We start from the raw sequence: 26,310 nt of genomic DNA, 5'->3' as shown, positions 1-26,310 counted from the left end.
GGAGGGCGGCCGTTCTGCGTGCCCGAGCGGGCCGGGCTAGGGCAGGAGGTCGAGGAGGGCGGCCGGGCCGATGGTGGCGGCACCGGCGGCCTCGACGCGCGACCTCAGCTCACGGTCGGCGGTCACCACGACGACGCGGGCCGACCCGACGAGCGAGACGACCTCGTCGACGACGGCCGAGTCGCCGTCCGCCGCGGCACGCACCAGGCGGACTCGAGAGAAGGCATCAGGATCTTGCGCGCCCGTCGCCCGGCCCTCGACCACGAGGCTGATCTCAGGCCACCACGTGTCGAGCCCCGCGTCGGGATCGGCCGCGACGGCTGCAGCCGGGACCCCGGCGAGCGCCAGAGCCTCGAGGCCGCTTCGGAGGCGGTCGGTGGCGCCGGCCCGGTCGCGCCACCAGCCGTCGGGGCGGGAGCCGACCACATTGGCCGAGTCGACCACGAGGTGCAGAGGCTGCCCGATGAGAGGCCGCAGCTTCGCCCACGACGACGCGAAGCCCGGGTGCAGGGGCAGCTCGTCGACCCCGTCGACGAGCACCCATTCGAGCGCCTCGCTCTCGCGGTCGGAGATCACGGGCTCGAACGGCGTCGTCGCACGCGCGACGACGGTGGTGTACGACCAGACGCCGAGGTCGACCACCGAGGTGAAGAGCAGGCGCAGCGCGTCGCGGGGCACAGCCGCCTCTTCGGCGCTCTCGCGGAGGGCGCCCTCGACGGCGGACTCGTCGAACTGGCGGGCCCCGCCGGGGATGCCCCAGGTGCCGCCGAAGTGGCTCCACTCGACGCGGTGCTGCAGCAGGATGCGCGACGAGGCGTCGACGACCAGCAAACCTGCGGCCCCGGCCTTGCCCCAGAACTTGCGGCCGTCGGGCAGGGCGACCCAGCCGTCGGCGGGTCCGTGGATGGTCACGTGTCGAGCTTGCCACGTTCGAGGCGTCGCGAACGACGTGTGTCGCCGGAGTCGAGCGAACGCGAGGGCGTCGCGGCGACGACCAGGTCAGCGGTGGAAGAGCGGCACGATGAACAGCCCGTAGCTGTACTGCGCGACGCCGAAGACCGCGAACCAGAAGGCCCAGATGGTGCGCCGCCGACCCCACGGCTGCTTGCCACGCTGCCGCAGCTCGCCCGCGCGCCGCCACGCGAAGAAGCACAGCACGAACGCCGCGACGCTCGCGATGTAGAACGTGCTGAGAAACAGCGCCACGATGCCGGCGACGAGGGCCCAGACGGCATAGCGGTTGGTGAGCTCGGGGTCGCGGGCCACCGGAGCCTTCGAGAGACCAGGATGCGACGCATCGACCTTCGCCCCCGCCGCCTTCGCCATCCTCAGGCGAAGCCGCTCGGCGCGCAGCGACATCGAGGTCACCGGCGCGGTCGCTCGCTCTTCGCTCTGCCCGTCGTCGCTCTGCCGGTCGTCGCTCACGCCGACAAGAGTAACGAACTGCGCGGTGAGCAGGATTAAGCTCGACAGCCCGAGTGTGCCGGGCCGCCCGAGTCAGCTGGACAGCACCGACAGGATGTTGCCCGACGGGTCGAGGAACCACGCGATGTCGGGCCCCATCCCCTTCGCCTTGCCGCGCATCACGCCCTTCTCGTCGGCGTAGCCGCCGTAGTTCTCGAGCGAGACGCCGTTTTCCGCCAGCTCGCCGACCGCGACGTCGATGTCGTCGACCTCGAGGTTGAGCACCGTGAACGCCGCGGGCACGTGGTCGTCCTTGGGGTAGAGGATCACGTGGCTGCCGCCCGGCAGGGCCACGTCGAGGATTCCCATGGCGTTGACTTCGGCGTGCAGCCCGAGCACCCCCTCGTAGAACTCCTTCGACGCCTCGACGTCTCGAACGCTGAACCCGCTGAACGCGTGGCCGGTGGTGAGCATTTCGGTCTCCTTGGATCGGTGTTGCGCCATCCTCTCACCGGTGCTTACATGTGCGAGCCCTCCTTTCTGCTGAAACGGGAACCACCATGATCCTCGACGACGTCGTCGCAGCCCCGCCCGCCCTCCAGCACGCGTTGGCGTCGGCGACGGTCGGCGGTGAACTGTGCACCTGGGTCTATCTGACCGTGCAGGGTGACCGGGCGAAGTCCGACCACTGGCTCGACGACCGACGCGAGAAGCTGCGATCGAGCCTGTGGGCCGTGGGCGCACCCGAGGCCGACGTGCTGGCCATCGACGACGCGCTGGCTCGGCCCCTCGACGCCGTCGGGCGCATCAACGTGTACCTGCTGGCTCGGCACGGCGTTGTCGTGCTGGACGAGGTGCTGCCCGGGGCGCGCCACGGTCGCGAGCGGCAGGGCACCGGCTTCGTCGCCGACGTCGTACCGGTGCTGCAGCACCTCGCGGTGACTCCCGGCCGTGGCGACGTGGCGCCGCGCGACGATCGGCCCTTCGCTGAGAGCGGAGTGCAGGCCGCGGTCGCCGCTCTGCGCACGGGCCGAATGTCGACGCTGGTGCTCGACCCCGACGGCTTCGGCGAGCAGTCGCTCTCGTGCCTTGCGGGGGCGCCCTGGGTGGCGCTCAGCGGCACGAACGCCGAGCCTCGGGATGCGACACCCGTCGTCACGGCCGCTGCCACCGCGTCGGCGCTGGTGCGAGCCGCTCTGCAGACCGGCGTCGAGGTCGCCTTCGCGCCGGCTGCCGCGCTACCCGGCGGCAGCCCTGTCGCTTACCTCACGACGTAACGCGTCGCTCAGACGAATGAGGCGGTCTGCTGGATTCGGGCGCGGATCTCGAAGACGTCGACCGACGCCGTCTGCCCTCCCCCGTTGAGGCCGCCGCGCAGCACGTGCGCGAGCACGGAGCGCCGCACGACGAACGCGGAGTTGCGGTGCCCCCGGCCGATCGGCACCACGGCCTCGTCGAGGGCGTCGTCGGGCACGACCATGAGCTCGGCGGTGAACGGCACGCGGCTGATCTTCTGGAAGGCGCGGGCGCTCCGCGCGAGAGTGCGCGCCGGCTGCTCGCCGTCGCGAAGTCCCTCCCCGACCACCTCGCCCTTCACGAGGCGGACGGGCGCACCCCAGTCTTCGGAGTTGATCGCGTAGAGGCCGGCCGGGCCGAGCACGATGTGGTCGAGCTCGGGTTCGCGGCCCGAGGCGACGTTGCTCCAGATCGTGTAGGCGATGCCGAGCTCCGACACGATCTTCACGGTCGACTCCTCGGCGACGGCCTTGGCCAGGATCCGACGGATCTCCGGTGGCGCCGACCGCACGAGGCTCGGCTCGTAGAGGTCGTCGACCTCCTCGCCCCGGCCGACCCACTCGCGGATCAGGTCGAGGAACAGCACGCGCTCTTGACCACCGGGGTGGCCGTAGGCGCGGGCGCGCGGCTTCGACTCGGGGCGGGCTCTCGGCGGGGTCGGAGCCCAGGCGTGGCCTGACGCCGCGCGGTCTGCGGAGCCGGAGGCGCTGGATCCTGAGGCCTGCGAGCGCGCCCCGCCGTCATAGCGGGAGCGGTCTGCAGGGGTGCCGATGCGCTCCCAGGCGAGCTGTACCTGACGGAACCGCTCGGGGGTGCCGCCGAGGTCGGGGTGGGTCTCGCGCGCGAGTCGCCGGTAGGCACGGCGGAGCTCGTCGTGGCTGGCGGTGGCGCTGACCCCGAGGATCTCGTAGGGGGTGGCGGCAAGAGGGCTGTCGGACATGTGTCCCGCGAGAATAGCGGCAGCCTGCTGGAAAGAGGTGGGGGCATTCCGATGAAGTCTCTCGACATCCGAGAAGCACCTCCTCGACATTCCATGCACGCGAATACAGTCGGGTGATGAGTACACCCATCAGAACAGTGATCAGCCCCGGCCGCTACGTGCAGGGCAAAGGCGCAATGACGCACCTCGGCGGTTACGTCAAGCAGATCGGCACCACCGCCCTCCTCGTCGCCGACGACTTCGTCTGGGGCGTGGTCGGCGACCAGATCACCACCGACTTCGGCGACAACGGCATCTCGTTCGAACGCGTCGGCTTCGGCCGGTTCGCCACCCCCGCCGCCGTCGACTCGCTCGTCGAGAAGATCCAGGCCGACGGCGTCGACGTGATCATCGGCCTCGGTGGCGGCAGCGCGATCGACGCCGCGAAGTCGGCGGGCCACCTGGCGGGGATCCGGTGGGTCAGCGTGCCGACGGTCGCCTCGACCGATGCTCCGACGTCAGCCCTTGCCGTGATCTACACGGAGGAGGGCGAGTTCATCGAGTACCGCTTCTTCCCCCACAACCCCGACCTGGTGCTGATCGACACGCAGCTCGTCGCCAATGCACCGGTCGCATTCCTCGTGGCCGGCATCGGCGACGCCCTCGCCACCTGGCTGGAGGCCCGCGCAACCTCGCGCTCGAACTCGCTCACCATGGCCGGCGGGCAGCCCACACAGACGGGCACCGCGCTGGCGAAGCTGTCGTGGGACATCATCCACGAGAACGCCTTCTCGGCTCTCGATGCCGTCCGTGACAACCTCGTCACCCCGGCTCTCGAGAACATCGTCGAGGCGAACACCCTCCTCTCGGGCCTGGGTTTCGAGTCGGGCGGCCTCGCTGCGGCCCACGCGATCCACAACGGTCTGACCGCCGCACCCCAGGCCCACGGCCTCGCCCACGGCCAGAAGGTCAACATCGGGTCGATCGCGCAGCTCGTGCTCGAAGGGGCGCCGCGCGAGGAGATCGAGGACTTCGTCGAGTTCACCACCCGCGTGGGCCTGCCCAACACGCTCACCGAGATCGGCCTGACCGTCGACGACGAGGACGAGCTGAAGGCCGTCGCCGAGGCCGCGTGCCTGCCGAGCGACACCATCCACAGCATGCCGTTCGAGGTCACGCCCGAATCGGTGGTCGACGCGCTCAAGGCGATCGAGAGGCTCTCGCGGTCGATCCGCGCCGAGAAGGGGCTGCCGGAGCCGGTGCTCTATCAGGCGCCTCACTGATCGCGGCCCCGATGACGAGCGCAGGATCGTGACTGCTCAGGATCCTGCGCCCGTTCCGTTCGTTACGCTCGGAGCGTGACTGACGACGATCTCACTCCCCGGCCAAGCGCAACGTCAAGGCGCTGACCGCCTTTCTCGCGGACCTCGAAGCCGACGACGCGGTCGTGGCGACGTTCACGACCGAGCGCTACGGCGTGTTCGCGGTCCGCGGCAAGGCGGTGCAATCGGCGATCCTCGGGGCTTTCACTCTCGGCAGCCACCCGCTCGACTCGAACAAGAAGCCGGCGAAGGCGCTGCAGCTGCTCCGCACCTTCCACTCGGCCGAGCGTTCAGAGGCGGAAGCCGATCTGCCTGCCGAGCCGCCGGCCGTGAGCGAGGCCGTGGCCCACGGGGCCCTGGTGCGCGTGTCGTTCGCCGAGGAGGCGTACGGCGAGTTCGACGTGGCAGGCGTGGCCGTCCACTCTGCTGTCGACGACAGTATCCTGGTCGGCTCGTGGATGGTGTCGACCGACGGTCTGGTGTCACCGCGCGTGCGCGCGGTCGAGGTGCTGGCACCCGCGGGCGGCCACGACCTCGCCGTGCCCCGCGAGATCTCCAGCTGGGGCAACGAGTCGGCGGCCGACGTCTAGCCAGGCGCTCCTAGCGCGGGGCGGAAGCGGACCGCTGCGCCCGGGCGGCAGCCCGACGCTGGCGCCGACGCTGGAACCACGCGACGACGGCCCGGAACTTCCCTTGCACCCACATGTTGAACCGGTGGGCGGCCGGGAACTCGGTGCCGAGGATCGCCAGCCCGATGAACACCACGAGCCAGCCGGGGCCGGGCAGCGGAATCAGGATGATGCCCGCGATCACGACCGCGATGCCGACCACCCCCAACACGATCTTGTAGGCCGTGCGTAGCCGAGGGTAGAGATTCAGCCGGGCGCGGAAGAGGCGCGCTCGCTTGGCGAACTTCGTGTTGCGCAGGCGATGGTGCAGAACGGAGTGATCGCCCGCCCCGGCATCCTGCGTCTCCGACATGCGTCGAGCCTACGCACGCTGCATCCACGACGACACGGAGCCGGGTGCCAACCTCCTGAGCGCGGACCGTGTACCGGACACGGATCGACCCTCAGGTGAGCGCTCACCCCAGGAAGGGGCTAGGCAGGAAGTCATGGAATATACACACTTGGGACGCACAGGGTTGTCCGTATCGCGCGCCATTCTCGGCACGATGAACTTCGGCCCCGAAACCAGCGAGGACGACTCGCACGCCATCATGGACAAGGCCCACGAATCGGGCGTCAACTTCTTCGACACTGCGAACGTCTACGGCCGGGCGATCGCCTATGGCACCACCGAGTCGATCATCGGTCGCTGGTTCGCCAAGGGCGGCGACCGCCGCGAGAAGACGGTGCTCGCCACGAAGCTGTACGGCGACATGGGCGAGTGGCCGAACTCGGGCAAGCTCTCGGCCTACAACATCCGCCACGCGATCGACGCGAGCCTCGAGCGGCTGCAGACCGACCACATCGACCTCATCCAGTTCCACCACATCGACCGCGCCACCCCGTGGGACGAGATCTGGGGTGCCATCGAGGTCGCCGTCACGCAGGGCAAGATCCTCTACGTCGGCTCGTCGAATTTCGCCGGCTGGCACATCGCCGAGGCGCAGGAGGCCGCAAAAGCGCGCCACTTCCTGGGCCTCGTCTCCGAGCAGTCGATCTACAACCTCATCAAGCGCGAGATCGAGCTCGAGGTGCTGCCGGCGGCGCAGAAATACGGTCTCGGCGTCATCCCGTGGTCGCCGCTCAACGGTGGCCTGCTCGGCGGCATCATCGGCAAGGAGCAGGAGGGCAAGCGCCGCCTCGAGGGCCGTTCGGCCGAGTACGTGAAGGATCACCGCGAGCAGCTCGAGGCGTTCGAGAACCTCGCGAAAGAGATCGGCCACGCTCCCGGCGAAGTCGCACTCGCGTGGCTCCTCCACCAGCCGGGTGTCACCGGCCCCATCACCGGGCCCCGCACCATGGCGCAGTTCGACTCCGCCGTGGCCGCCGTCGACGTCACGCTCGACGCCGACGCCCTCGCTAAGCTCGACGCGATCTTCCCCGGCCACAAGCCGGCTCCCGAGGACTACGCGTGGTGAGCACGATGGCCGTGACGCCGCGCGCCCTCTTCTAGAACAGGACCCCCATGAAGACACGAACAATCGGCGACGTCACCGTCTCGGCGATCGGCCTGGGCGCCATGCCCATGTCACTCGAAGGACGGCCCGACGAGAAGCGCTCGATCGCCACCATCCACGCCGCCCTCGAGGCCGGCATCACCTTCATCGACACTGCCGACGCCTACAGCCAGGCGGGCAAGCCCGACGACGAGGGCCACAACGAGATCCTCATCGCGAAGGCCCTGCGCGAGTGGCACGGCAACACCGACGAGGTGCTGGTCGCGACCAAGGGCGGGCACACGCGCGCCCACGCTCAGGCACCGGACGGCTGGGACCAGGACGGCTCGCCCTCGCACCTCAAGGAGGCGGCTCGTGCGTCGGCGAAGCGCCTCGGTGTCGAGGCCATCGGGCTCTACCAGTTCCACCGCCCCGACCCCCGCGTTCCCTACGCCGACTCGATCGGCGCCGTCAAAGAGCTGCTCGACGAGGGCGTGATCCGCATGGCCGGGATCTCGAACGCCTCGATCGCGCAGATCACCGAGGCGAACGACATCCTCGACGACCGCCTGGTGAGCGTGCAGAACCAGTTCTCGCCGGCATTCCTGTCATCGACGGCCGAGCTCGAGTTCTGCGACGACCAGAGCATCGCCTTCCTGCCGTGGAGCCCGCTCGGCGGCATCTCGAACGCAGGAGACCTCGGCAAGAACCACGCCGTCTTCGCCGAGATCGCGAACGCTCGTCGGCTCTCGCCACAGGTGGTCTGCCTCGCGTGGGAGCTTGCGAAATCGTCGGTCGTCGTCCCCATCCCCGGGGCGTCGCGACCGCAGTCGATCATGGACTCGGCGACGGCCGCGTCGATCAAGCTGAGCCCCGACGAGTTCGCTCGTCTCGAGGCGGCGACGCAGGCCCCGGCCGCGTAACCCGCCCCAGCTGCCGGCCCCTCCCTCTCGGCTGATCTCCCCCGTCTTGTCGGGGCGATCAGGCGGGAAAGGAGGGGCTGCGGTCGTTTCAGGGCATCGCGGTGGGAGGCGGCAGCGGCGCGGGCAGCGGGTAGCGCCACGACGTGCGCTCTGCTGAACCGGGGCCGACGGCCCAGCCGATCGTGATCGCGCTGTCGGCGGTCGACGGCAGGATGCGGGCTTCGAACGTCATCGAGGAGCCCGCGGCCACGCTCGGCGCACCGACCGCATCCCGGCCGCCGTCGACCGGGCGCGGGCCGTCGAGCGTGGCCGACCCGCTGACCGACACGTCGTGCGCGTCGGCCGTGCCGGTGTTGGCGAGGCGGTAGACGTCATCGTGGTCATGGGTCAGGCGCCAGGCCGGTGCGGAGGGCTCGGCGGTCTCAGCGGGCTCGGCGGTCTCAGCGGGCTCACCGGTCTCGGGGCGGACGCTCGGGGCCGCAGGGGTGCCGCCCGGCGCACCCGGGGCCGCGTGAGAGCCCTGCCGCGACAGCGACTCGACCCCGTCGGCGATCCTGGTCAGCTGGTCGATGGTCAGGGCCGCGGACGCGGCCGCGCGCTGGGCGGCGGCCTGCGCCTGCTTGTTCGACTCGGCAGCCGACACCGCAGCGGCCTGGGCCTGCTGGCGCTGCAGGATCTGCCCGCGCCACGAGAACCAGAACGACACCCCGAGACCGACGAGCGCGATCAGGGTGGCGATCGCCTCGATGAGGTTGGCGACGGTTTCAGCGGACATGGGACTCAGCGGTCATGTGTCGGATCCTGCCATGCGGTGATCGTGCCAGTGGCCTCCGACACCCGCGCTAGCGTGGACGCATGGAGCCGATCGTCGAGACCATCACCGCCCGCTTCGAGCTGACCCTGGCGGCTCCGTTCGACCTGCCCGGGGTCGAGGGCGGCTGGGTGCAGGGCCTCTCCATGCACAAGACCTTCACGGCGGGGCTCGTCGGGCAGAGCGACCTCGTCTTCCTGACCAGCGGCGAGGAGGAGACGGGGCGAGGCTACGTCGCCGTCGAGAGGATCGTCGGCACGCTCGACGACGGGCGCCGCGGGGCGATCACCGTGCACCACGGCGCGATGCAGACGCCGAGCGACTCCGGGCAGTTCGGCAACATCGTGCCCGGGTCGGGCGCGGGCGACTTCGTGCACTTCACCGGCAGCGCCGCGATCCAGCACGACAACGAGGGCCCCTTCTTCGTGCTCTCGCTGATGACGCACTGACGATCAGGCCCGAACGAACCACGCGATCCGGTTCGCACCACCGCATCGGGTGGCGCAAACCGGATCGCGTGGTTCGATCGAGGGGCCGACCGGGCGCTAGGCCTCGCGGCCGGCGGGCATCTGCGTCTTCGACGGGTCGGTCTCGGCGAGACCCTCGAAGACCTGCTCGATGCGCGCGACCACGTCGGCCTCGAGCTTCACGCCGGACGCGACCGCGTTCGAGGTGACCTGCTCGGGGCGGCTCGCTCCGATGATCGCCGACGCGACGTTGTCGTTGTTGAGCACCCACGCGAGCGAGAGCTGGGCCTGCGTGAGGCCGAGGTCGTTCGCGATGGGCTCGAGCGCGGCGACGGCCTCGAGCACGTCGTCCTTCAGCCAGCGCGAGATCATGCCCGCGCCGCCCTTCTCGTCGGTGGCCCGGGAGCCTTCCGGCAGATCCTGCCCCTTCTTGTACTTGCCGGTGAGCACGCCCTGCGCGATAGGCGACCAGACGATCTGCGAGATGCCGAGCTCTTTCGAGGCGGGCACCACCTCGCCTTCGATGACGCGCCAGAGGAGGGAGTATTCGGGCTGGTTCGAGACGAGCTGGATCTTCAACTCTTTCGCGAGCGCCGACGCTTCGCGGAGCTGCTGGGCGTTCCACTCGCTCACGCCGATGTAGAGCACCTTGCCCTGGCGGACCAGGTCGGCGAACGTCTGCATCGTCTCTTCGAGCGGTGTCTCGACGTCGTAACGGTGCGCCTGGTAGAGGTCGACGTAGTCGGTCTGGAGGCGCTTCAGCGAGCCGTTGATCGACTCGGTGATGTGCTTGCGGCTGAGGCCTGTGTCGTTGTGCTGCTTCGGGCCGGTCGGGCCGTAAACCTTCGTGAAGATCTCGAGCGACTCGCGGCGCTCGCCCTTCAGCGCCTCGCCGAGAACGGTCTCGGCCTGGGTGTTCGCGTAGACGTCGGCGGTGTCGAACGTCGAGATGCCGACGTCGAGGGCTGCGCGGACGCACTGCGTGGCGGTGTCGTTCTCGACCTGGCTGCCGTGGGTGAGCCAGTTGCCGAAGGTGAGCTCGGAGATCTTGAGCCCGGAGTTGCCGAGGTACCTGAATTCCATTGAGGGATTCTCCTTGTCGTGGGGCGGCTGCGGTGCCGCGCCGCTCAGCAGGCTACTCGCTCGGGTGAGCGCTCACACGGGGGTTGACGACAGAGCTCGGCGGCCATGCCGCTCCTGTCAGCCCAGCCCGGCGACCAGGTTGATCAGGGTCGCCAGGATCACGGTGCCGAAGAGATACGACAGCAGGCAGTGCCGCGTCACCAGATGCCGGATGTCGCGCGACGTGATCGTGGTGTCGCTCACCTGGTACGTCATGCCCAGATCGAAGGCGAGGTAGGCGAAGTCGTGGTAGTCGGGCGTCTCCTTCTGGTTGAAGTCGATGCCGCCCTCCTCGCCCGAGAAGTACAGCACGGCGTAACGCAGCATGTAGAGCGTGTGGATGAGGAACCACGACAGCGCCACACTCGCCACCGCGAGACTCGCGAGCACGACGGCACGGGATCCCTGTGCCTTACTCGCCTCGACCACGGTGAACGCCACGATCCCGAGACTCGCGAGGGCCGCCAGGGTCAGCAGGATCTCCATCGTGCTGTGGGCGGGATCCTCGGCCTGCGCGTGCGTCCGAGTCTCGTCGCCGGTGAAGCGGTAGACGACCACCCACACCCACACCAGGTAGATCAGGCAGGCGACGATCCAGCCGATCACGAGGGCCGTGCCCGCGAGCCCCAGGAGTGCCGCGACGCCCCCCGCCACGATGCCGCCCGCGACCATCACGATCAGCCGCAGCCGGGAGGCGGTGCGGCGGGCGTCGGCCTTCATCATGCTCATGCTCTGATGGTCGGGGCCCGCGCGCTGTGCCGCCCTCCGACACGCCGGGGTGTGCTCTGCGGTCTGCGGTCGGCGGTCTGCGGTCTGGGGTCTGCGGTCTTCTCGCGAGATGGCCTGTCCTACGGGCTCGGGCACCGTCAACCGTCGGACGGGCCATCTCGCGACCTCAGGCCGGGCCGGGGCCGGGGGCGACGCGCGTGCGAGCCCCGGCCTCGCCGCGGGAGAGGGCGCGGCGAAGGCGTCCGACGAAGGCCGCCCAGTGCTCGCCCGTCAGATCGTCGTCGGAGAGGTAGAGCGCGTGCCACCCGGCGTCGGCAAGCGCCTCACGTCGACGCTTGTCGTCTCGGTAGGTCTTGCGGTCGGTGCGGTGCTGATCGCCGTCGTACTCGACGACGACGTGCTCGCGCCCGAAGATGATGTCGGGGCGGGCCACGAAACGATCCTGCTCGTCGTGGATCTCGCAGTTCAGCAGCGGGAGACGGAAACCCTCGCGAAGCAACTGCAGGCGCAGGCGCGTCTCACGCGGCGACTCCGACCCGACTGCGACCAGCGAGAGCGCCTCGCGAAGGAGGCGGGTGCCCCGCAGGCCACACCGCCCCGCCACGACCCCAGCCAACTCGTCGATCGCATGGCGGCACTTCTTGCCGACCAGGAAGTCTCCGGCAATGACGAGCTGCTCGAGCGACAGCAACGTCGAGCACTCGGCCCAGCTCTGCACGCGATCGGAGACAGGGATGCCCCGGAGCAGCGTGACGCGCGCACGATCCGCCGAAATGCGGTGGCCGACGAAGCCCGGGCGTCGAGTCACTGTACCCTCGCCGACCGTCGTCGTATGGATCACGGACGTCGGCGGTACCGGTAATCCCCAAAGGCTTGCAGCCGTCAGATGGCTGAAGTGCTGGTGTCTGCCGAGCACGGGGACGAGGTCGTCGGGAACGACGCCGTTGTTGCGCCGGCATTCGACGCGCAGCCCACGGGCGAGCAACGCGACGTCTCGTCGACGAAGTCGCGAGTAGGGGACCAGATCGAGGGCATCCCGCACGAGGAAGGCCTCGCTGACGAGCAGCGGCGGAAGAGATTCGGAATTCATGCCGACAGGATCGCCGAGGAGCCGGATCCTGCGCAGAATCTCTCCACAGGGGTGGTGCCAGGCGCCGTCGGGCACGTGATGTGATGCCGCGAGATGGCCCGTCGTACGGTCTGAAAGGGGTCAACCCGTCGGACAGGCCATCTCGCGGCGGGCCGGGCGCGCGGGCCGGGCAGGCGGGCCGGGCAGGCGGGCCGGCGCGCGGGCCGGGCAGGCGGGCCGGCGCGCGGGCCGGGCAGGCGGGCCGGCGCGCGGGCCGGGCAGGCGGGCCGGCGCGCGGGCCGGGCAGGCGGGCCGGCGCGCGGGCCGGGCAGGCGGGCCGGGCGCGGGCCGGGCAGGCGGGCCGGGCGGGCCGGGCGGCGGCTACGGGAGGAAGGGAGCGAGGGTGGCGGCGAAGGCCTGGGGGGCCTCATAGGGCGGCGAGTGGCCGCAGTCGAGGAGCGTGAGCGCGGGGCGCGGCGGGGCGGCGGGTGAGCCCGCGACGGGAGGGCCCGCGGGGGCGCCCGCGGCAGTGAGCGCGGGGGCGGCGGCGGCGGCGAGAGCGGCTGCGAAGGCGGAGGCCTGGGCGACGGTGCGGACGGGGTCGAGGAGGCCGTGCACCACGGCGACGGGGCACTCGAGCGCCGCCAGCCGCGGCAGGAAGTCGAGGGCGCGCTGCGACGTCAGCACGTCGAGCGCCGCCCGCCGCGAGACCCCACGCGCGTAATCGAGGAACGAGGCGCGCACGTCGCCGGGCAACGGCGAGGCGAACGAGCGATCGAGGATCCCGGCCCAGAGCGGCTCGCCCCAGGCGTCGCGGATGGTGCGCAGGATGCCGTCGACATCGCCGTGGTCGTGCATGTTCGGCCCGGTGTCGACCAGCACCAGCCCCGAGACGAGGTCGGGCGCCGAGAGCGCGAGCTCGAGCGCGATGGCGCCGCCGGTCGAGTGACCGACGACGAGCGCCGGCCCCGCACCGCCGGCCGCACCGCCGGGCGCACCGTCGGCCGCACCGCCGGCAGAAGCGGCGCGCAGCGACGAGGCCAGCCGCGCGGCGACCGACGGGATGTCCCACGGCCCCAGCCCATCCATCCACGAGACGCCTCGGGCGGCGACATCAGGATGCGACGCATTGAGCGCCTGCCACGTCGGCTCGAACAGCGCCGGAGAACAGAGGGTGCCGGGGATTCCGAGCACCGTGGCCGCGATCACTCCCCCACCGTAGCGAAAGCCCCGCGATTCTCACGCCGTGAGAAGGCACCTGGAGCACCGAGCAGCCCGCGAGCACGATGGTCACACACGCACGAACCTCGATGAGGAGGACGAAGTGAAGGCAGTCCGACTGCACGAATACGACCAGACGCCCACGCTGGACAGCGTGGCCGAACCCACGGTGACGGGCCCCTGGGACGTCATCGTAAATGTGGGAGCCGCGGGCCTGTGCCGCACGGATCTGCACATCATCGAAGGCCAGTGGGAGGCGATCCAGCACCCGCAGCTGCCGTACATCCTCGGCCATGAGAACGCCGGCTGGGTGCGCGAGGTCGGCAGTGCGGTGACCAACGTCGCGGTGGGCGACACGGTGATCATGCATCCGCTCACGAGCTGCGGCCTCTGCCCGGCCTGCCGGGTCGGCCAGGACTCGCACTGCGAGAACGCCACCTTCCCCGGCCTGAACGTCGACGGCGGCATGGCCGAGCTCTTGAAGACCAACGCCCGGGCCGTCGTGAAGCTCGACAAGGGCCTCGAGCCGAAGGACGTCGCAGCGCTCGCGGACGCCGGCCTCACCGCCTACCACGCGGTGCGGAAGGCGGCGCCACAGCTGTTCCCGGGTCGCACGCGGTGGTTCAGGGCGCGGGCGGCCTCGGGCACATCGGCATCCAGTCGCTCGCGGCCATCACGAGCGCCGAGATCACGGTGGTCGACCGCAGCGAGAAGGCCCTCGCCCTCGCGAGGGAGCTCGGCGCGCACCACACGGTGCTCGCCACGAGCGACTCCGACAGCGACGAGCGCGTCGAACGCGAGGTGCTCGACATCACCTCGGGCGGCGCGCAGATCGCGTTCGACTTCGTCGGCGAGAAGGGGGCCGAGAAGCTCGCCCCGAAGCTGATCCACAACGGCGGGTCGCACTACGTGATCGGCTACGGCGGCCGGGTCGAGCTCGACACGATCGAGATCATCTCGCGCGAGATCAGTGTGGTCGGCAACCTCGTCGGCACCTACAACGACCTCGTCGAGCTCATGGCGCTGACGGCGCAGGGCCGCGTGAAGCTGCACACGCAGACCTACCCGCTCGACGCCTTCGACGACGCGATCGCCGACCTCGACGCCGGTCATCTCATCGGCCGCGGCATCCTGCTCCCCTGAGCCTCGCAACCGATCGACACCCGATGCGTCGCATCCTGGAACGGCAGGATCCGACATCATTCCGAGCAAAGGAGCTCACCATGGCGTTCCCCGCCAAATACCCGCAACTGAACGACACCGAGCTGACCGACGAGGCCCGCTCGACCCTGATCCGCGTGATCCGTGTCGCTTTCCCCCACGACTCGTTCCCGGACGGCCCGTACGAGCGCACGGCCGACACGATCCTCGCGGCCGCCGCGGAGTCGACCTGGTTCCGCGTCGCCCTGACGCAGGGCCTCCTGACCCTCGCGCACCTCGCCGGCGGCGACTTCCGCGATCTCGACGAGGAGGCCGCCACCAGCGTCCTCCGCCGCATCGAGACGACGGAGTTCTTCGGCTTCATCCGCCGCACCACCGTGCTGAACCTCTACGACGACCCCGAGGTGTGGGAGGCCGTGGGCTTCGAGGGCCCCTCCTTCGACAAAGGCGGCTACGTCAACCGCGGCTTCAACGACCTCGACTGGCTGCCCGACCCTCGCATCGAGACGTACGAGGGCGAGCCGCTGAAAGAGATCGCCGACTCGGTGCCGCTGGCGCCGCACCACTCGGCCACGCACGGCGTCAGCCAGAGCGCCGCCTCGACGACGGCCGACTCCAACACCCAGCCCGGCTCGACCGACGCCCGGCAGGGCGGCCTGCAGCACGCGGAGGCCTCGAAATGACGAACCTCGGCAACCAGGGCAAAGCGATCGCGCAGGACGAAGAGGCGGTCGTCATCGTCGGGTCGGGCGCCGGCGGCGGCACCCTCGCCTACGAGCTCACGAAGAAGGGCATCCCGTGCGTGGTGCTCGAGGCGGGGGCCTACCTCGTCAATGAGGACTACGTGAACAACGAGTGGGAGGCGTTCAACCAGATGGCCTGGCTCGACCCCCGCACCACCTCGGGATCCTGGCGCATCGCCCGCGACTTCCCCAACCTCCCGACCTGGATCGTGAAGGCGGTCGGCGGCACGACGACACACTGGTCGGGCGCGACCCCGCGGTTCAAGGCCCACGAGTTCGCCATCCGGTCGACCTACGGCCGCCTCGAGGGCGCGAACCTGATCGACTGGCCGATCACCCTCGCCGAGCTCGAGCCGTTCTACGACAAGGCCGAGATCGCGATGGGGTCCACTCACGTGCACGGCCGGAAGCCGCTGCCGGCGAACAACAATTACAAGGTGTTCGCGAACGGCGCCGAGCGGGTCGGCTACAAGCACTACTCGACGGGGCCGTACGCGACCAACGCCGAGGAGTACGACGGCCGCCCGGCGTCCATCCAGGACGGCTTCAACTTCCAGGGCGACAAGAACAAGTCGAAGTGGTCGACGCTGGTGCGCGAGCTCCCACGCGCGCTCGAGACCGGGCTGCTCGACCTGCGCCCGGATTCGCATGTGGTGCAGATCACGCACGACGCATCCGGGCGGGTCGACGCGGTGCTCTACCTCGACGCCGACGGCAACCTCCAGCGGCAGGCCGCCAGGCTCGTCGCAGTCGCCGGCAACTCGATCGAGACACCGCGCCTTCTCCTCCAGAGCGCCTCTCCGATGTTCCCCGACGGCCTCGCGAACTCCTCCGGCCAGGTCGGCCGAAACTACATGCGCCACACGACGGGCAGCGTCTACGCGCAGTTCGAGAACCCCGTGCGCATGTACCGGGGCGAGACCATGGCGGGCGTCATCGCCGACGAGTCGCGTCACGATCCTGACCGCGGGTTCGCCGGCGGCTACTACCTCGAGACCATCTCGCTGGGCCCGGCCTTCCTCGCCAGCTTCGCCGAGCCGGGATCCTGGGGGCGTGAGTTCACGAAGCTCATCGACGGGTATCTGCGCACCGCGGGCCTCTGGGTGGTTGGCGAGGACCTCCCGCAGGAGAGCAACCGGGTCACGCTGAACACGTCGGTGACCGACAAGAACGGCCTGCCGGTGCCCAATGTGCACTTCGACGACCACCCCAACGACATCGCGATGCGGAACCACGGCTACCAGCAGGCCGAGCTCCTCTACGACGCCGTCGGCGCGCAGTCGTCGCACCGCACGCCTCCCTACCCCTCGACGCACAACCTGGGCACCTCGCGGATGAGCGAGAAACCCGAAGACGGCGTCGTCGACAAGTGGGGTCGCGCCCACGACGTGCCGAACCTGTTCGTCTCGGACGGCTCGGTGTTCACCTCGTCGGCTGCGGCGAACCCGACGCTGACGATCGTGGCGCTGGCGATCCGGCAGGCGGAGTACATCGCCTCGCAGCTCGCGAGCGGCGACATCTGAACACTCGCATCTGAACCCCTCGTCTGCACCACACGTGTAGAACGAAACCGAACCTCGATCGAAGGAGACCCTCCATGAGCGACACCAAGACCACCAGCCCGTACGACGCCATCGCCGACGTGCCGACGTTCACCCTGACCTCGACCGACGTCACCGACGGCCAGGAGTTGCCGACACCCCAGGTATCCGGCATCTTCGGTGCCGGCGGCGACGACGTCAGCCCGCAGCTGACCTGGTCGGGCTTCCCGTCCGGCACGAAGAGCTTCGCCGTCACTGTGTACGACCCCGACGCCCCCACCGGCGCCGGTTTCTGGCACTGGGCCGTCGCCGACATCCCCGCCACGACGACCTCGCTGGCCACCGGCGCGGGCGATGCGGCTGGATCCGGGCTGCCCGCGGGCGCCTTCCAGCTGAAGAACGACGGAAGCCTCGCCCACTACCTCGGCGCTGCTCCCCCGGCGGGTCACGGCAAGCACACCTACTACGTCGCCGTGCACGCCCTCGACGTCGACTCGCTCGGCATCGACTCCGGCGCGACGCCCGCCTTCCTCGGCTTCACCATGTCGGGCCACACCCTCGCGCGCGCGGTCATCGCTCCGTGGTTCGAGGTGAAGTAGCGCAGGCTCCGGTCTTTCGCCCTGCCCCGCCCCTCTTTTCCGGCTCGATCCCCCCTTCCTGTCGAGGTGATCCTGCCGAAAAGGAGGGGCTTCGGCATGCAGCCGGCATCGACGGGTCGAGGCGCGCGTGCGATCCTGCGGATCGGTGCCTGCGAACACGGTGCAAGAGATTCGTGACGGGCGAGATTCTGCGGCAGCAACTCCTGCGATGGCTCTACGCGCAGAACTCGGTGGGGAACGAGCCCGACGTGGCGCAGCCGCTCACGAGCGCTACTGGTTCGAAGAGGAGCACTTTCTTGACGACGACACCGGACCCCGTCGCCGGTCCCGCCGCGAAGAAGCCTCGCGGCAAGCGGAGGCACTCGTCGAGACAGTGGATCTTGTGGCCGCAACCGAGCTCTGGCGCCGAGCGGACTACCCGGAGACTCCCCCGACCCCGACCCCGGCGGCGGCGGCTCAGCGGCGCGCTCGAGGGAGGCTGCCGCGTCGACGGAGGTCGGCGCGGTGAGTGGGCGGAAACGCACGGCCGACGGTCGACGGCGGTGTTTCTGCGCCCTCTCGGCGATCGGGAGGGAGCTAGAGGGTGGCGGTGGAGGCGCGACGGAGTTGGCCCGAGCGGTAGTAGCGCGAGACCTGGTTCGCGGCGTCGCGGAGGTTGCGCTCGATCACGTGGCGGCGGGGGCCGGTGAGCTCGGGCGAGGGGGCGCTGATGGCGACGGAGCCGACGATCATCCCGGCGCCGTTGCGCACGCCGACGGCGGCGCAGGTCATGCCGGGCACGAACTCCTCGTTCTCCCACGCGACGCCGGAGTTGCCGACGTCGACGAGCTCGGCGTAGAGCGCGTGCCGGTCGGTGGCGGTGGTCGCCGTGAGCTGACCGAGGCCGTGGACGTCGAGATACTGGTCTCGCTGTTCGCTCGACATGCCCGAGAGCATGATCTTGCCGAAGGCGGTGGCGTGGGCCGCCTCGTGGAAGCCGAAGTTGAGCGGCGTGAGGCGAGGGTGAGCCGGCGAGTCGACCACGTAGGCGACGACGACGTCGGCCCCGCGGTAGACGGCGAAGTAGGCGGCGGTGTCGCTCAGTTGGTGCAGGCGCGTGATCTCGCCGCGAACGATCGACGGGATGCCGATCTGCCGGTGCAGCGAGACCCCGAGACGGTCGAGCTTGTAGCCGAGCTCGAAACGGTGCTCGCCGATCAAGTGCACGAGGTAGTCGCTCTGCACGAGCGCCTGCAACAGGCGGTAGACCGTGGGCAGCGGGTAGCCGAGAGCGTCGGAGACCTCTCGAGCCGTCGCGCCGCCGCGTTCGGCGACGGCCTCGAGGATGGCCAGGGTCTTCTCGACGGTGGCGACGCCGCTCTCGCGCGCAGGCGCGATGGCCGGAGGAGGGGTCAGTTCGAGTGTCGAAGCGTCATCGATTCGCATGGTGCCATTGTGCTCGCGTCGGCCGCATCCGGCCGGCGTCGTCTCTCACAGGATGAGAACACGACACCTGTCGATTCTCTTACAGGCGTCCATGGCGACCTCCGCTCGCCCACCCCCATCGTGCTCGGCCGGCGCCACCCGCTTCGGCGGCAGCGTCGGCCTCGTGGGCGTGGGCAAGCCCGAGCCCTCGGTCACGATCAACGCGCTGGCCGGCCGCACCTTCTCCGGCCTGGTCGAGGGCGACACCGTGCCGCAGACGTTCATCCCGCAGCTGATCGCCTTGAACGCCAAGGGCGACTTCCCCTTCGACAGGCTGATCACGAAGTAGACACCAAGTCGGGCGCCGCCATCAAGGCCGTGCTGGTGATGGACCAGCAGTAAGAGCCAGCTCGCCCGCCCAGCTCGCGAGCAGGGGCAGCATTCGTGCGGTCGGCGAATCGACCTGCACCGTGTAGACGATGAGGCGCTGATCCGGCTCTCGGGTGCCCGAGACGATCTCGATGTCGAAGTCGAGATCGCCCGCCACCGGGTGCCGGATCCGTTTCGCGACGCTCGCGTAGTCGCGGACGCCCTGGTCGTCCCACCAGCGGGCGATGTCGGGGTCGGAGTGCCGCACCTCGTCGACGAGCCGCTCGAGCGTGCGGTCGTCAGGGCGCCGGGCCGACTCGCGCCGCAGGGCCCCGACCGAGGCCTGGGCGAAGACCTCCCAGTTGGCGATCCGCTCGCGCGCGAGAGGGTCGAGGAACAGCCAGCGCATGAGCGACGATCCCGGTTCGAGGCTCGCACCGAGCACCACGGGCAGCAGCGCGTTGCGCGCCAGGATCTCGCCCCGCCGGCCGATCAGCAGCACCGGCAGGTGGCCCATCGCGTCCATGATGCGAACGAGGCCGGGGTCGGGTCGCTGCGGAGCCTCGTGCCCGGTGACGCGCCGCACCAGGGGCCTCTGGGCGGCAGGATCCGCGAGGTCGTGCAGGTGCGCCGTCTCGACCTCGTCGAGGCGCAGCGCCCGTGCGAGGGCGCCCAGCACCTCGCGCGAGACGTGCGCCTGCCGGCCCTGCTCGACGCGGCTGTAGTAGTCGGCGCTCAGACCCGCGAGCATCGCGAGCTCCTCCTTGCGGAGGCCCGGCACCCGGCGCGGCCCGGGAAAGGCGTCCATCCCGGCACGGGCCGGGGTCAGGCGGTCGCGCCGAGAGCGGAGGAACGCGCCCAGCGCCGCGCGATCCTGCCCGCTGCTCGTGGTGGCCATGACCTCATCGTACGAGCGCGAGGCGCCGTCGCGACAGGTCACGGCATGCCTTGGTCTGCTCTCATCCGGCAGTGCCATGGCCACGATCGGCAGTGCCCGGGCGCATCCGTAGAACTCGGGGTTTACTCAGATCTGGTGCACGGTCGCATGACGGTGCATCCGCACGATCACCGCCCGGCTTCCCACGAGCCGGCCCGACCAGGAGGAACCCGAATGTCCACCTCGAACACCCTTACTCCGCCGCGATTCGTGAACATCGCCTTCTGGCTGTTCATGCTCACCGCCCTCGTCCATGTGGTCAGCCTCATCGTGAGCGCCGCCACGTACAACTCGAACACGAGCTCGGTCAAGGGTCAGCTGACCAAGCACGGCTCGGGCGTCTCCAGCTCGCAGGCCGACGCCTTCCTCGGCGCGGGACTGGTGACCTCGATCGTCATCGGCATCCTCTTCATCGTCGCGTTGGTGCTGTTTGCGGTCTTCATGAGGAGGGGCGCGAACTGGGCCAGGATCGTGCTGCTCATCCTCACGATCCTGTCGCTCACCGGCGTCGCGGGCCTCTACGGCCTCGGGGCGCTGGGCGTGGTCGCCGGCGTGGTGGCCACCATCCTGATGTTCCTGCGGCCCTCGAGCGAGTACTTCCGCGCTCGCAAGGCGGCGAAGCTGGGGCAGGCGCCCGGCGCGTACCCGCCGCCCGCGGCCTAGGGACACAGTCCGCCGGCGGTCTGAACCATTACAGGTCGCCCAGGATCCGGCGCTCGGATGCGTTCTCGCATCCTGCGCCCCGTAGCCTTTTCAGCGGGAGCCGACGACGGTCGGCCCCGCTGAAAGGTGCGTCGAGTGGTCACCCTGATCTTCCTGGGGCTGGTGGGCGGGCTCATCACGGGCATCAGCCCGTGCATCCTGCCGGTGCTGCCGGTGATCTTCCTGTCGGGCGGTGCGCAGAGCGTCCGCGCCTCCGACGGCAGTGTGGCGCCCCGCACCAGCGCGCGGCCGTTCCTGGTCGTGCTCGGTCTGGCGATCAGCTTCAGCGTCTTCACCCTGCTCGGCACCCTCGTGCTCTCGGCGCTGCCCGTGCCCGAAGACATCATCCGCTGGATCGGCCTCGTGCTCTTGGTGCTGCTCGGCATCGGCATGATCGTGCCGCGCTTCCAGCACCTCCTCGAAAAGCCGTTCTCGCGCATCCCCCAGCGCCAGGTCGGCACCGACCGCGGCGGCTTCGCGTTGGGCCTCATTCTCGGCACCGTCTACGTGCCGTGCGCGGGCCCTGTGCTCGCGGCCATCACGGTCGCCGGGGCCACCGGCAAGATCGGCGCCTCGACGATCGTGCTCACGATCGCCTTCGCCATCGGCACCGCCGCCCCGCTGTTGTTCTTCGCTCTCGCCGGGCGAGGCGTGGCCGAGCGGGTGCGCGCCTTCCGCACGCGCCAGCAGGCCATCCGGGTGGGCGCCGGCGTCGTCGTCCTCGGGCTCGCCGTGGCTCTCGCCTTCAACGCGACAGACGCGATCCAGCGCGCGATCCCCGACTACACCGCGTCGCTCAACCACGCGCTCGAGAACGCAGGATCCGACGCGGCCCTCGGCTCGGCGGCCGGCGGGGGGTCCTCGGCCTCGCAGTCCCTCGCCTCCTGCGAGCAGGAGGCGTCGTTCACCGTGGTGAAGACGCTCCGGTCGTGCGGAAAGGCGCCCGCCCTCGCCGGTATCCAGCAGTGGTTCAACACCTCCGACGACAAGCCCGTCACCCTCGCCTCGCTGAAGGGCAAGGTCGTGCTCGTCGACTTCTGGGCGTACTCGTGCATCAACTGCCAGCGGGCCATCGCGCACGTCGAGCAGTGGTACAAGACGTATTCGCCCGATGGCCTCGTCGTGGTCGGCGTGCACACCCCGGAGTACGCGTTCGAGCACGTTCCCGCCGACGTGAAGGCCGGCGCCGCACGGCTGGGCGTCACGTACCCGGTCGCTCTCGACAACGACTACAAGACCTGGAACGCCTACGGCAACACGTCGTGGCCGGCCGACTACCTGATCGACGCGAAGGGCGACATCCGCAACGTCTCGATCGGCGAGGGCGACTACTCGGGACTCGAGGGCATGATCCGGTCGTTGATCACCGCCGCCTCCCCCTCGGTCTCGCTGCCGGCGACGACGAAGGTCACCGACACGACGCCGACCGACGAGAACCAGACGCCCGAGACCTACCTCGGCGTCAAACGCGCGACGGCCGACCGGTCGACGCCCGCGCTGGTGTCGGGCACGCGCACCTACGCCCCGCAGTCGTCCGTCGCCCCGAACTCGTTCTCGCTCGGGGGGACGTGGAAGGGCTCTGCCGAAGCGATCTCCAGCGTCGCGGGTTCGTCGCCGTCGACCCTGTCGCTGGCGTACACCGCGAGCAAGGTCTATCTCGACGTCGCCGGCACGGGCACGATCACGGCGAAGGTCGGCGGCACGACGACGACCCTGAAGGTCTCGGGGGCGCCGAACATCTACACGGTGGCGTCGTCGTCCGGGGTGCGCACCGGCACCGTCACAGTGACTCTGTCACCGGGGCTCAGCGCGTACTCGTTCACCTTCGGGTAGGGCCGACGACCCGTGTAGCCGTGCCTGTCCTTACCTTTTCGGCGTGTCCTGAACTTTCGATCGGGCAGAGTGGGCCGAAAAGGTAAGGGTCGGTGGCCGGATCGCGGGCTAGAGCATCTCGAGCGGGGTACGACGGGTCGGCGCGGGGAAGGCTCCGTCGAGGGCGTTCAGCTCGCCGGCCGTGAAGCGGATGTCACGGGACGCAGCGTTCTCTGCGACATGCTCAGGCGTCGAGGCCTTCACTGCGACGAGGCCGTCCGGCAGCTGGTGCAGCACCCACGCGAGGGCGAGCTGAGCCGGTGTGACGCCCTTCGTCTCGGCGATCTCGTCGAGAGTGGTGTCGTCGAGCAGCTCGCCGTGGTCGACGGGCGAGTAGGCCATGAGCGGGACGCCGGCCGCGCGCTGCTGCGGCAGCAGGTCGAACTCGGGGCCGCGCCGGGCGAGGTTGTAGAGCACCTGGTTGACCTGCACGTGAGCGCCGGCTGACAGCGTGGCCAGCTCGTGGAGATCTTCGGTGTCGAAGTTACTGACGCCCCACCCACCGATGTCGCCCTGCTGGGCGAGCTCCTCGAACCCGGCGACCGTCTCGGCCAGGGGGTGGCCGCCGCGCCAGTGCAGCAGGTACAGGTCGATCCGCTCGACGCCGAGCCGCTTCAGGCTGGCGCGGCACGCGTCGACGACGCCCTGCCGCGAGGCGTGGCTCGGCAGCACCTTGTCGACGACGAGTACCTCGTCGCGCCGCCCCCGGATGGCCTCGCCGACCAGCAGCTCCGACCCCTCGCCGTACATCTCCGCGGTGTCGATCATCGTCAACCCCAGGTCGAGACCGCGTTGCAGGGCCTCGAGCTCGGTGTCGTGCCTCGCTGCGTCCTGGCCCAGCATCCACGTGCCCTGCCCCAGCCGGGCAGACGCGCTACCGTTCGGCAGCGTCACCGTCGCCGTGCTCGTGATGCCGGTCGGGTCGGCGCCGGTCGGGCCGGCGCCCGTCGAGTCGGCGCCCGTCTGGTCGGCGCCGGGTGCATCCTGGCTCATGCCCCGCATGGTAGTCGCGCCGTCCACCCGGCCGCCGGAAGTCGCTCGCACGACGACCGGGACCCGCCGGCACCGGCTTCGGCCGCCGCTGTTTCGGCCGCGGGCGCGGGCGCGGGCGGGCGTCGGGCCTCGGGGAAGGGATATCCCAGTTTTGGACTTACAGGTCCGCCTGAATTCAGAGCCCAGTCGCGTTCGCACCGCCGCCCCTGAATTCAGGCAGATCGTCCGCACCGCCGCCGCCACCTCGACTGAATTCAGGCAGAGCTGTACATGCAAAAAAGCAACATCGTCTCGGCGGACGTCACGCGCGGATGTCGGCGCGGGCCGTTCAGGCCGCGGGCTCGACGGTGATGCGCAGGATCATGACACGGTCGGGGAAGGACGCGGGCGCCTGCAGCCCCACCTCGGCGAGCGCGCGGCCCGACAGCACGACGCCGGGCGCAGCGCTGCCGGCAGCGCCGGCAGCGCCGGCAGCGCCGGCAGCGCCGGCAGCCCAGGCGGGCCACCCGAGCCCGGGCTCGGGCTCCGCCGCGACCACGACGGGGGTGACGCGGTAGAGCGCTGAGGGCGCGAGCCCCGGCAGAGTGAAGCGGCCCCGGGGCGAGACCTCGGCTCGGCCGGTGAACGCGAGGAAGAAGAGCGCGTCCGCCCGATCCTGCGCCACCGAGCCGTAGACGTGCAGCGAGTCGTCGACGGAATCCGCTCGCACGACGTCGCCCGTGTGCAGCAGGTGCCTGACGGAGCGGTAGAGCGCGACCCACGAGGCGAGGTCGCGCAGCTCGGCGTCGGTGGCACCGGCGAGGTCCCACTCGATGCCGAGATGCCCGAAGAGGGCCGTGCCGGCGCGGAACGACAGCGCGTGCGAGCGGCCGGTGGTGTGGTTGACGCCGGAGGCGATGTGGGCGCCGAGCAACTCGGGCGGCAGCAGCTGGGTCGTCCAGCGGACCATCTCCTGGCGCTCGAGCGGGTCGATGCAGTCGGACACCCAGACGCGGTCGGTGTGCTCGATCACGCCGAGGTCGACCCGGGCACCGCCGGACGCGCACGCCTCGATCTCGAGCCCGGGGAAGCGCTCTTTCAGGGTGGCCATCAGCCGGTAGGCGGCGAGAGTCTGTGCGTGGACCCCGGCGGCCCCGGTCGGCCAGGTGTCGGCGTCGACGAGGTCGCGGTTGTGATCCCACTTGATGTAGGCGATGTCGTACTCGTCGAGGATCGCGGTCATGCGCTCGAGCACGTAGTCGAAAGCCTCGGGCAGGCCGAGGTTCAGCACCTGCTGATGGCGGGCGCTCACGGGCAGGCGGCCGCCCGTCTGCAGGATCCACTCGGGGTGGGCCCGGGCGAGATCGCTGTCTTCGTTGACCATCTCGGGCTCGAACCACAGGCCGAACTCCATGCCGAGATCCGTCACCCGGTCGACCAAAGGGCCGAGACCCGAGGGCCAGACGTCTTCGTCGACGTACCAGTCGCCGAGGCCGGCTCGGGCGCCCCGGCGGTGGCGGAACCAGCCGTCGTCGAGCACGTACCGCTCGACTCCCACCGCTGCGGCGTGCTCGGCGAGGTCGACGAGGCGGGCAGGATCATGGTCGAAGTAGACGGCCTCCCACACGTTGAGCGTGACGGGCCGGGGGCGCACGGGGTGCCGGTCACGCCCGCGGAGATAGCGGTGGAAGCGGGCCGCCTGCTCGTCGAGCCCGTCGCCGTACGCGCCGTACAGCCACGGCGACGTGTAGCTCTCGCCCGCGTCGAGGCGAACCTCGCCCGGCAGCAGCAGCTCGCCGCCGCCGAGCACCTGCGCCCCGGTGAAGAGCCGCTCGGCGTAGTGCCGGTGATTGCCGCTCCACGCCACGTGCACGCCCCACACTTCGCCGCGACGGAAGCCGAACCCCGGCTCGCCCACGCTGAGAACGGTCGCGGCATCGGCGCCGGTGCGGCCCTTGCGGCCCTCCCGCTCGTGGATGCCGACACCGAGGGGGCGACGCTGCGGCGTCCGCTCCTTGCCCCAGCGGCCGGCGAAGTCCAGGATCTCCCGGGCGCGGCCAGGGGTGGGCAGAGCGAGTGCCAGGTCGGACACGTCGTAGAGGGCAGCGCCCGCACCCGCGGTGCTGGTCACGGTCGCGCGAGTGCGGACGAGTCCGCTCGCCAGCAGCTCGACCTCGAGGGTGAGGGCCAGCTGCGCCGTCGGATCCTGCGCCCGTGTCGTCAGGACGCCGGGGCCCGTCTCGACGAACGGGCCGGCGACAGGCACCCCATCGAACTCGAGGGAGACCACCTCGAACTTCGGCGACCAGTCGGCCCCGGCACGGTGCCCCGCAAGACCGGGCTTGCCCGACCATCCCGTGTGAGGCTCAGGCAGGATCGCGAGACGCACCGGCTCGTCCATCGTGTTCGGCACCGCAGGCGGCACGTCGGCCACCGCCAGAGCCCGCGCCTCGCGCTCGGTCAGCGCGCCGAGTGCCGCACCCCAGTGGATGACTGCGGGCAGTCGCCCCTCGGTGACGTCGAGCAGCAGGCTGACCCCCGCGGCACTCAGGTGGACGAAAGCGGAAGGAGGAAGCGGCGTCATCGAGGCTCCAGGGTCGAGGGTCTCCCCCACCCTAGAGCC

27 protein-coding genes and 1 pseudogene are annotated in these 26,310 nt (G+C 70.3%); 14 read left to right on the top strand and 14 right to left on the bottom strand.

The features are described 5' to 3' along the window. Positions 1-36: 36 nt before the first annotated feature. The 3 genes from AX769_RS11835 to AX769_RS11825 form a co-directional block, all read right to left on the bottom strand. A complete protein-coding gene (locus AX769_RS11835) occupies positions 37-912 on the bottom strand; it encodes an NUDIX domain-containing protein (protein ID WP_066279517.1) in 876 nt (291 codons plus the stop codon). Positions 913-999: 87 nt separating this feature from the next. Next, entirely contained in the window at positions 1,000-1,425 is a 426-nt protein-coding gene (locus tag AX769_RS11830) for a hypothetical protein (protein ID WP_066279514.1), read from the bottom strand. Between the two features lie 72 nt (positions 1,426-1,497). Further along, on the bottom strand, positions 1,498-1,878 hold the full coding sequence (locus AX769_RS11825) for a VOC family protein (RefSeq protein WP_066279513.1): 381 nt from the start codon (positions 1,876-1,878) through the stop codon (positions 1,498-1,500). An 86-nt stretch (positions 1,879-1,964) separates the two neighbouring features. On the opposite strand from AX769_RS11825, the gene AX769_RS11820 reads away from it, so the two are divergent. Next, positions 1,965-2,681: a hypothetical protein gene (locus AX769_RS11820; RefSeq protein ID WP_066279511.1), complete on the top strand. Its 717-nt coding sequence runs from the start codon at positions 1,965-1,967 to the stop codon at positions 2,679-2,681. Between the two features lie 8 nt (positions 2,682-2,689). Here AX769_RS11820 and AX769_RS11815 read toward each other — a convergent pair whose 3' ends face one another. Continuing rightward, positions 2,690-3,640: a J domain-containing protein gene (locus tag AX769_RS11815; RefSeq protein WP_066279508.1), complete on the bottom strand. Its 951-nt coding sequence runs from the start codon at positions 3,638-3,640 to the stop codon at positions 2,690-2,692. 116 nt (positions 3,641-3,756) lie between these two features. Between AX769_RS11815 and AX769_RS11810 the strand changes: the two genes are divergently transcribed. Both AX769_RS11810 and AX769_RS11805 read left to right on the top strand, forming a co-directional pair. After that, entirely contained in the window at positions 3,757-4,902 is a 1,146-nt protein-coding gene (locus AX769_RS11810) for a glycerol dehydrogenase (RefSeq protein WP_066279506.1), read from the top strand. A 164-nt stretch (positions 4,903-5,066) separates the two neighbouring features. Continuing rightward, positions 5,067-5,531: a hypothetical protein gene (locus AX769_RS11805; protein WP_066279500.1), complete on the top strand. Its 465-nt coding sequence runs from the start codon at positions 5,067-5,069 to the stop codon at positions 5,529-5,531. Between the two features lie 10 nt (positions 5,532-5,541). Here AX769_RS11805 and AX769_RS11800 read toward each other — a convergent pair whose 3' ends face one another. Further along, positions 5,542-5,922 (bottom strand): TIGR02611 family protein, encoded by a 381-nt coding sequence (locus AX769_RS11800; protein ID WP_066279499.1) that lies wholly within the window; start codon positions 5,920-5,922, stop codon positions 5,542-5,544. A gap of 133 nt (positions 5,923-6,055) precedes the next feature. Between AX769_RS11800 and AX769_RS11795 the strand changes: the two genes are divergently transcribed. Both AX769_RS11795 and AX769_RS11790 read left to right on the top strand, forming a co-directional pair. Next, positions 6,056-7,027, top strand: coding sequence for an aldo/keto reductase (locus AX769_RS11795; protein ID WP_066279497.1), 972 nt, complete (start codon positions 6,056-6,058; stop codon positions 7,025-7,027). A 47-nt stretch (positions 7,028-7,074) separates the two neighbouring features. Next, entirely contained in the window at positions 7,075-7,968 is an 894-nt protein-coding gene (locus tag AX769_RS11790; RefSeq protein ID WP_066279491.1) for an aldo/keto reductase, read from the top strand. An 88-nt stretch (positions 7,969-8,056) separates the two neighbouring features. Here the strand turns inward: AX769_RS11790 and AX769_RS11785 are convergent, their stop codons facing one another. Next, positions 8,057-8,743, bottom strand: a complete 687-nt coding sequence (locus AX769_RS11785) for a hypothetical protein (RefSeq protein ID WP_066279489.1) — start codon at positions 8,741-8,743, stop codon at positions 8,057-8,059. An 80-nt stretch (positions 8,744-8,823) separates the two neighbouring features. Here AX769_RS11785 and AX769_RS11780 point away from each other — a divergent pair, with 80 nt between their 5' ends. After that, entirely contained in the window at positions 8,824-9,228 is a 405-nt protein-coding gene (locus AX769_RS11780; RefSeq protein WP_066279487.1) for a DUF3224 domain-containing protein, read from the top strand. Between the two features lie 96 nt (positions 9,229-9,324). On the opposite strand, the gene AX769_RS11775 is transcribed toward AX769_RS11780, so the two are convergent. The 4 genes from AX769_RS11775 to AX769_RS11755 form a co-directional block, all read right to left on the bottom strand. Beyond that, positions 9,325-10,329 (bottom strand): aldo/keto reductase family protein, encoded by a 1,005-nt coding sequence (locus tag AX769_RS11775; RefSeq protein WP_066279485.1) that lies wholly within the window; start codon positions 10,327-10,329, stop codon positions 9,325-9,327. 117 nt (positions 10,330-10,446) lie between these two features. Continuing rightward, the gene (locus tag AX769_RS11770; protein WP_239451769.1) at positions 10,447-11,097 is read right to left on the bottom strand and encodes a DUF1345 domain-containing protein; all 651 of its coding nucleotides are present in this window, start codon (positions 11,095-11,097) and stop codon (positions 10,447-10,449) included. Positions 11,098-11,263: 166 nt separating this feature from the next. Further along, entirely contained in the window at positions 11,264-12,187 is a 924-nt protein-coding gene (locus AX769_RS11765) for a hypothetical protein (protein WP_157887602.1), read from the bottom strand. Positions 12,188-12,547: 360 nt separating this feature from the next. After that, entirely contained in the window at positions 12,548-13,375 is an 828-nt protein-coding gene (locus tag AX769_RS11755) for an alpha/beta fold hydrolase (RefSeq protein ID WP_066279476.1), read from the bottom strand. Between the two features lie 37 nt (positions 13,376-13,412). Between AX769_RS11755 and AX769_RS26025 the strand changes: the two are divergent. From AX769_RS26025 to AX769_RS11735, 5 genes and pseudogenes are all read left to right on the top strand, one after another. Beyond that, positions 13,413-13,838, top strand: a pseudogene (locus AX769_RS26025) (alcohol dehydrogenase catalytic domain-containing protein); the annotation flags it as partial. A gap of 167 nt (positions 13,839-14,005) precedes the next feature. Next, complete coding sequence (locus tag AX769_RS25215; RefSeq protein ID WP_239451768.1) at positions 14,006-14,530, top strand: zinc-binding dehydrogenase; 525 nt, start codon at positions 14,006-14,008, stop codon at positions 14,528-14,530. An 80-nt stretch (positions 14,531-14,610) separates the two neighbouring features. Further along, entirely contained in the window at positions 14,611-15,231 is a 621-nt protein-coding gene (locus AX769_RS11745; protein ID WP_204249208.1) for a hypothetical protein, read from the top strand. Then, positions 15,228-16,814 carry a GMC family oxidoreductase gene (locus AX769_RS11740; protein ID WP_066279473.1) on the top strand — a complete coding sequence of 529 codons (1,587 nt, stop codon included), beginning with the start codon at positions 15,228-15,230 and terminating at the stop codon, positions 16,812-16,814. Before AX769_RS11745 ends, AX769_RS11740 begins: the two co-directional genes overlap by 4 nt. Positions 16,815-16,888: 74 nt before the next feature. Then, the gene (locus tag AX769_RS11735; protein WP_066279470.1) at positions 16,889-17,431 is read left to right on the top strand and encodes a YbhB/YbcL family Raf kinase inhibitor-like protein; all 543 of its coding nucleotides are present in this window, start codon (positions 16,889-16,891) and stop codon (positions 17,429-17,431) included. A 576-nt stretch (positions 17,432-18,007) separates the two neighbouring features. On the opposite strand, the gene AX769_RS11730 is transcribed toward AX769_RS11735, so the two are convergent. Further along, on the bottom strand, positions 18,008-18,856 hold the full coding sequence (locus AX769_RS11730) for an IclR family transcriptional regulator (RefSeq protein ID WP_066279467.1): 849 nt from the start codon (positions 18,854-18,856) through the stop codon (positions 18,008-18,010). Between the two features lie 91 nt (positions 18,857-18,947). On the opposite strand from AX769_RS11730, the gene AX769_RS11725 reads away from it, so the two are divergent. After that, positions 18,948-19,184 carry a hypothetical protein gene (locus AX769_RS11725; protein ID WP_066279464.1) on the top strand — a complete coding sequence of 79 codons (237 nt, stop codon included), beginning with the start codon at positions 18,948-18,950 and terminating at the stop codon, positions 19,182-19,184. 21 nt (positions 19,185-19,205) lie between these two features. Here the strand turns inward: AX769_RS11725 and AX769_RS11720 are convergent, their stop codons facing one another. After that, complete coding sequence (locus AX769_RS11720; protein ID WP_066283585.1) at positions 19,206-20,102, bottom strand: helix-turn-helix transcriptional regulator; 897 nt, start codon at positions 20,100-20,102, stop codon at positions 19,206-19,208. A 213-nt stretch (positions 20,103-20,315) separates the two neighbouring features. Here AX769_RS11720 and AX769_RS11715 point away from each other — a divergent pair, with 213 nt between their 5' ends. Continuing rightward, positions 20,316-20,804 carry a hypothetical protein gene (locus AX769_RS11715; protein ID WP_157887601.1) on the top strand — a complete coding sequence of 163 codons (489 nt, stop codon included), beginning with the start codon at positions 20,316-20,318 and terminating at the stop codon, positions 20,802-20,804. A gap of 135 nt (positions 20,805-20,939) precedes the next feature. After that, positions 20,940-22,676: a cytochrome c biogenesis protein DipZ gene (locus tag AX769_RS11710; RefSeq protein ID WP_066279460.1), complete on the top strand. Its 1,737-nt coding sequence runs from the start codon at positions 20,940-20,942 to the stop codon at positions 22,674-22,676. Between the two features lie 108 nt (positions 22,677-22,784). Here AX769_RS11710 and AX769_RS11705 read toward each other — a convergent pair whose 3' ends face one another. Both AX769_RS11705 and AX769_RS11700 read right to left on the bottom strand, forming a co-directional pair. Then, positions 22,785-23,708, bottom strand: coding sequence for an aldo/keto reductase (locus AX769_RS11705; protein ID WP_082763771.1), 924 nt, complete (start codon positions 23,706-23,708; stop codon positions 22,785-22,787). A 328-nt stretch (positions 23,709-24,036) separates the two neighbouring features. Beyond that, positions 24,037-26,271 (bottom strand): alpha-galactosidase, encoded by a 2,235-nt coding sequence (locus AX769_RS11700; protein ID WP_066279458.1) that lies wholly within the window; start codon positions 26,269-26,271, stop codon positions 24,037-24,039. Positions 26,272-26,310: the final 39 nt, after the last annotated feature.

Origin of the sequence: Frondihabitans sp. PAMC 28766 (assembly GCF_001577365.1) — a bacterium.
GTDB lineage: Bacteria > Actinomycetota > Actinomycetes > Actinomycetales > Microbacteriaceae > Frondihabitans.
Note: the sequence above shows the minus strand (reverse complement) of the source record. Positions and strands in the feature narration are given on the sequence as shown.

Bases quoted from the DNA above. Each gene is read 5' to 3' on its own strand.
- AX769_RS11825 (WP_066279513.1), bottom strand. From the start codon at position 1,878: ATGCTCACCACCGGCCACGCGTTCAGCGGGTTCAGCGTTCGAGACGTC.
- AX769_RS11820 (WP_066279511.1), top strand. From the start codon at position 1,965: ATGATCCTCGACGACGTCGTCGCAGCCCCGCCCGCCCTCCAGCACGCG.
- AX769_RS11815 (WP_066279508.1), bottom strand. From the start codon at position 3,640: ATGTCCGACAGCCCTCTTGCCGCCACCCCCTACGAGATCCTCGGGGTC.
- AX769_RS11810 (WP_066279506.1), top strand. From the start codon at position 3,757: ATGAGTACACCCATCAGAACAGTGATCAGCCCCGGCCGCTACGTGCAG.
- AX769_RS11800 (WP_066279499.1), bottom strand. From the start codon at position 5,922: ATGTCGGAGACGCAGGATGCCGGGGCGGGCGATCACTCCGTTCTGCAC.
- AX769_RS11795 (WP_066279497.1), top strand. From the start codon at position 6,056: ATGGAATATACACACTTGGGACGCACAGGGTTGTCCGTATCGCGCGCC.
- AX769_RS11790 (WP_066279491.1), top strand. From the start codon at position 7,075: ATGAAGACACGAACAATCGGCGACGTCACCGTCTCGGCGATCGGCCTG.
- AX769_RS11785 (WP_066279489.1), bottom strand. From the start codon at position 8,743: ATGTCCGCTGAAACCGTCGCCAACCTCATCGAGGCGATCGCCACCCTG.
- AX769_RS11780 (WP_066279487.1), top strand. From the start codon at position 8,824: ATGGAGCCGATCGTCGAGACCATCACCGCCCGCTTCGAGCTGACCCTG.
- AX769_RS11775 (WP_066279485.1), bottom strand. From the start codon at position 10,329: ATGGAATTCAGGTACCTCGGCAACTCCGGGCTCAAGATCTCCGAGCTC.
- AX769_RS11770 (WP_239451769.1), bottom strand. From the start codon at position 11,097: ATGAGCATGATGAAGGCCGACGCCCGCCGCACCGCCTCCCGGCTGCGG.
- AX769_RS11765 (WP_157887602.1), bottom strand. From the start codon at position 12,187: ATGAATTCCGAATCTCTTCCGCCGCTGCTCGTCAGCGAGGCCTTCCTC.
- AX769_RS11745 (WP_204249208.1), top strand. From the start codon at position 14,611: ATGGCGTTCCCCGCCAAATACCCGCAACTGAACGACACCGAGCTGACC.
- AX769_RS11740 (WP_066279473.1), top strand. From the start codon at position 15,228: ATGACGAACCTCGGCAACCAGGGCAAAGCGATCGCGCAGGACGAAGAG.
- AX769_RS11735 (WP_066279470.1), top strand. From the start codon at position 16,889: ATGAGCGACACCAAGACCACCAGCCCGTACGACGCCATCGCCGACGTG.
- AX769_RS11730 (WP_066279467.1), bottom strand. From the start codon at position 18,856: ATGCGAATCGATGACGCTTCGACACTCGAACTGACCCCTCCTCCGGCC.
- AX769_RS11725 (WP_066279464.1), top strand. From the start codon at position 18,948: ATGGCGACCTCCGCTCGCCCACCCCCATCGTGCTCGGCCGGCGCCACC.
- AX769_RS11720 (WP_066283585.1), bottom strand. From the start codon at position 20,102: ATGGCCACCACGAGCAGCGGGCAGGATCGCGCGGCGCTGGGCGCGTTC.
- AX769_RS11715 (WP_157887601.1), top strand. From the start codon at position 20,316: ATGTCCACCTCGAACACCCTTACTCCGCCGCGATTCGTGAACATCGCC.
- AX769_RS11705 (WP_082763771.1), bottom strand. From the start codon at position 23,708: ATGAGCCAGGATGCACCCGGCGCCGACCAGACGGGCGCCGACTCGACG.
- AX769_RS11700 (WP_066279458.1), bottom strand. From the start codon at position 26,271: ATGACGCCGCTTCCTCCTTCCGCTTTCGTCCACCTGAGTGCCGCGGGG.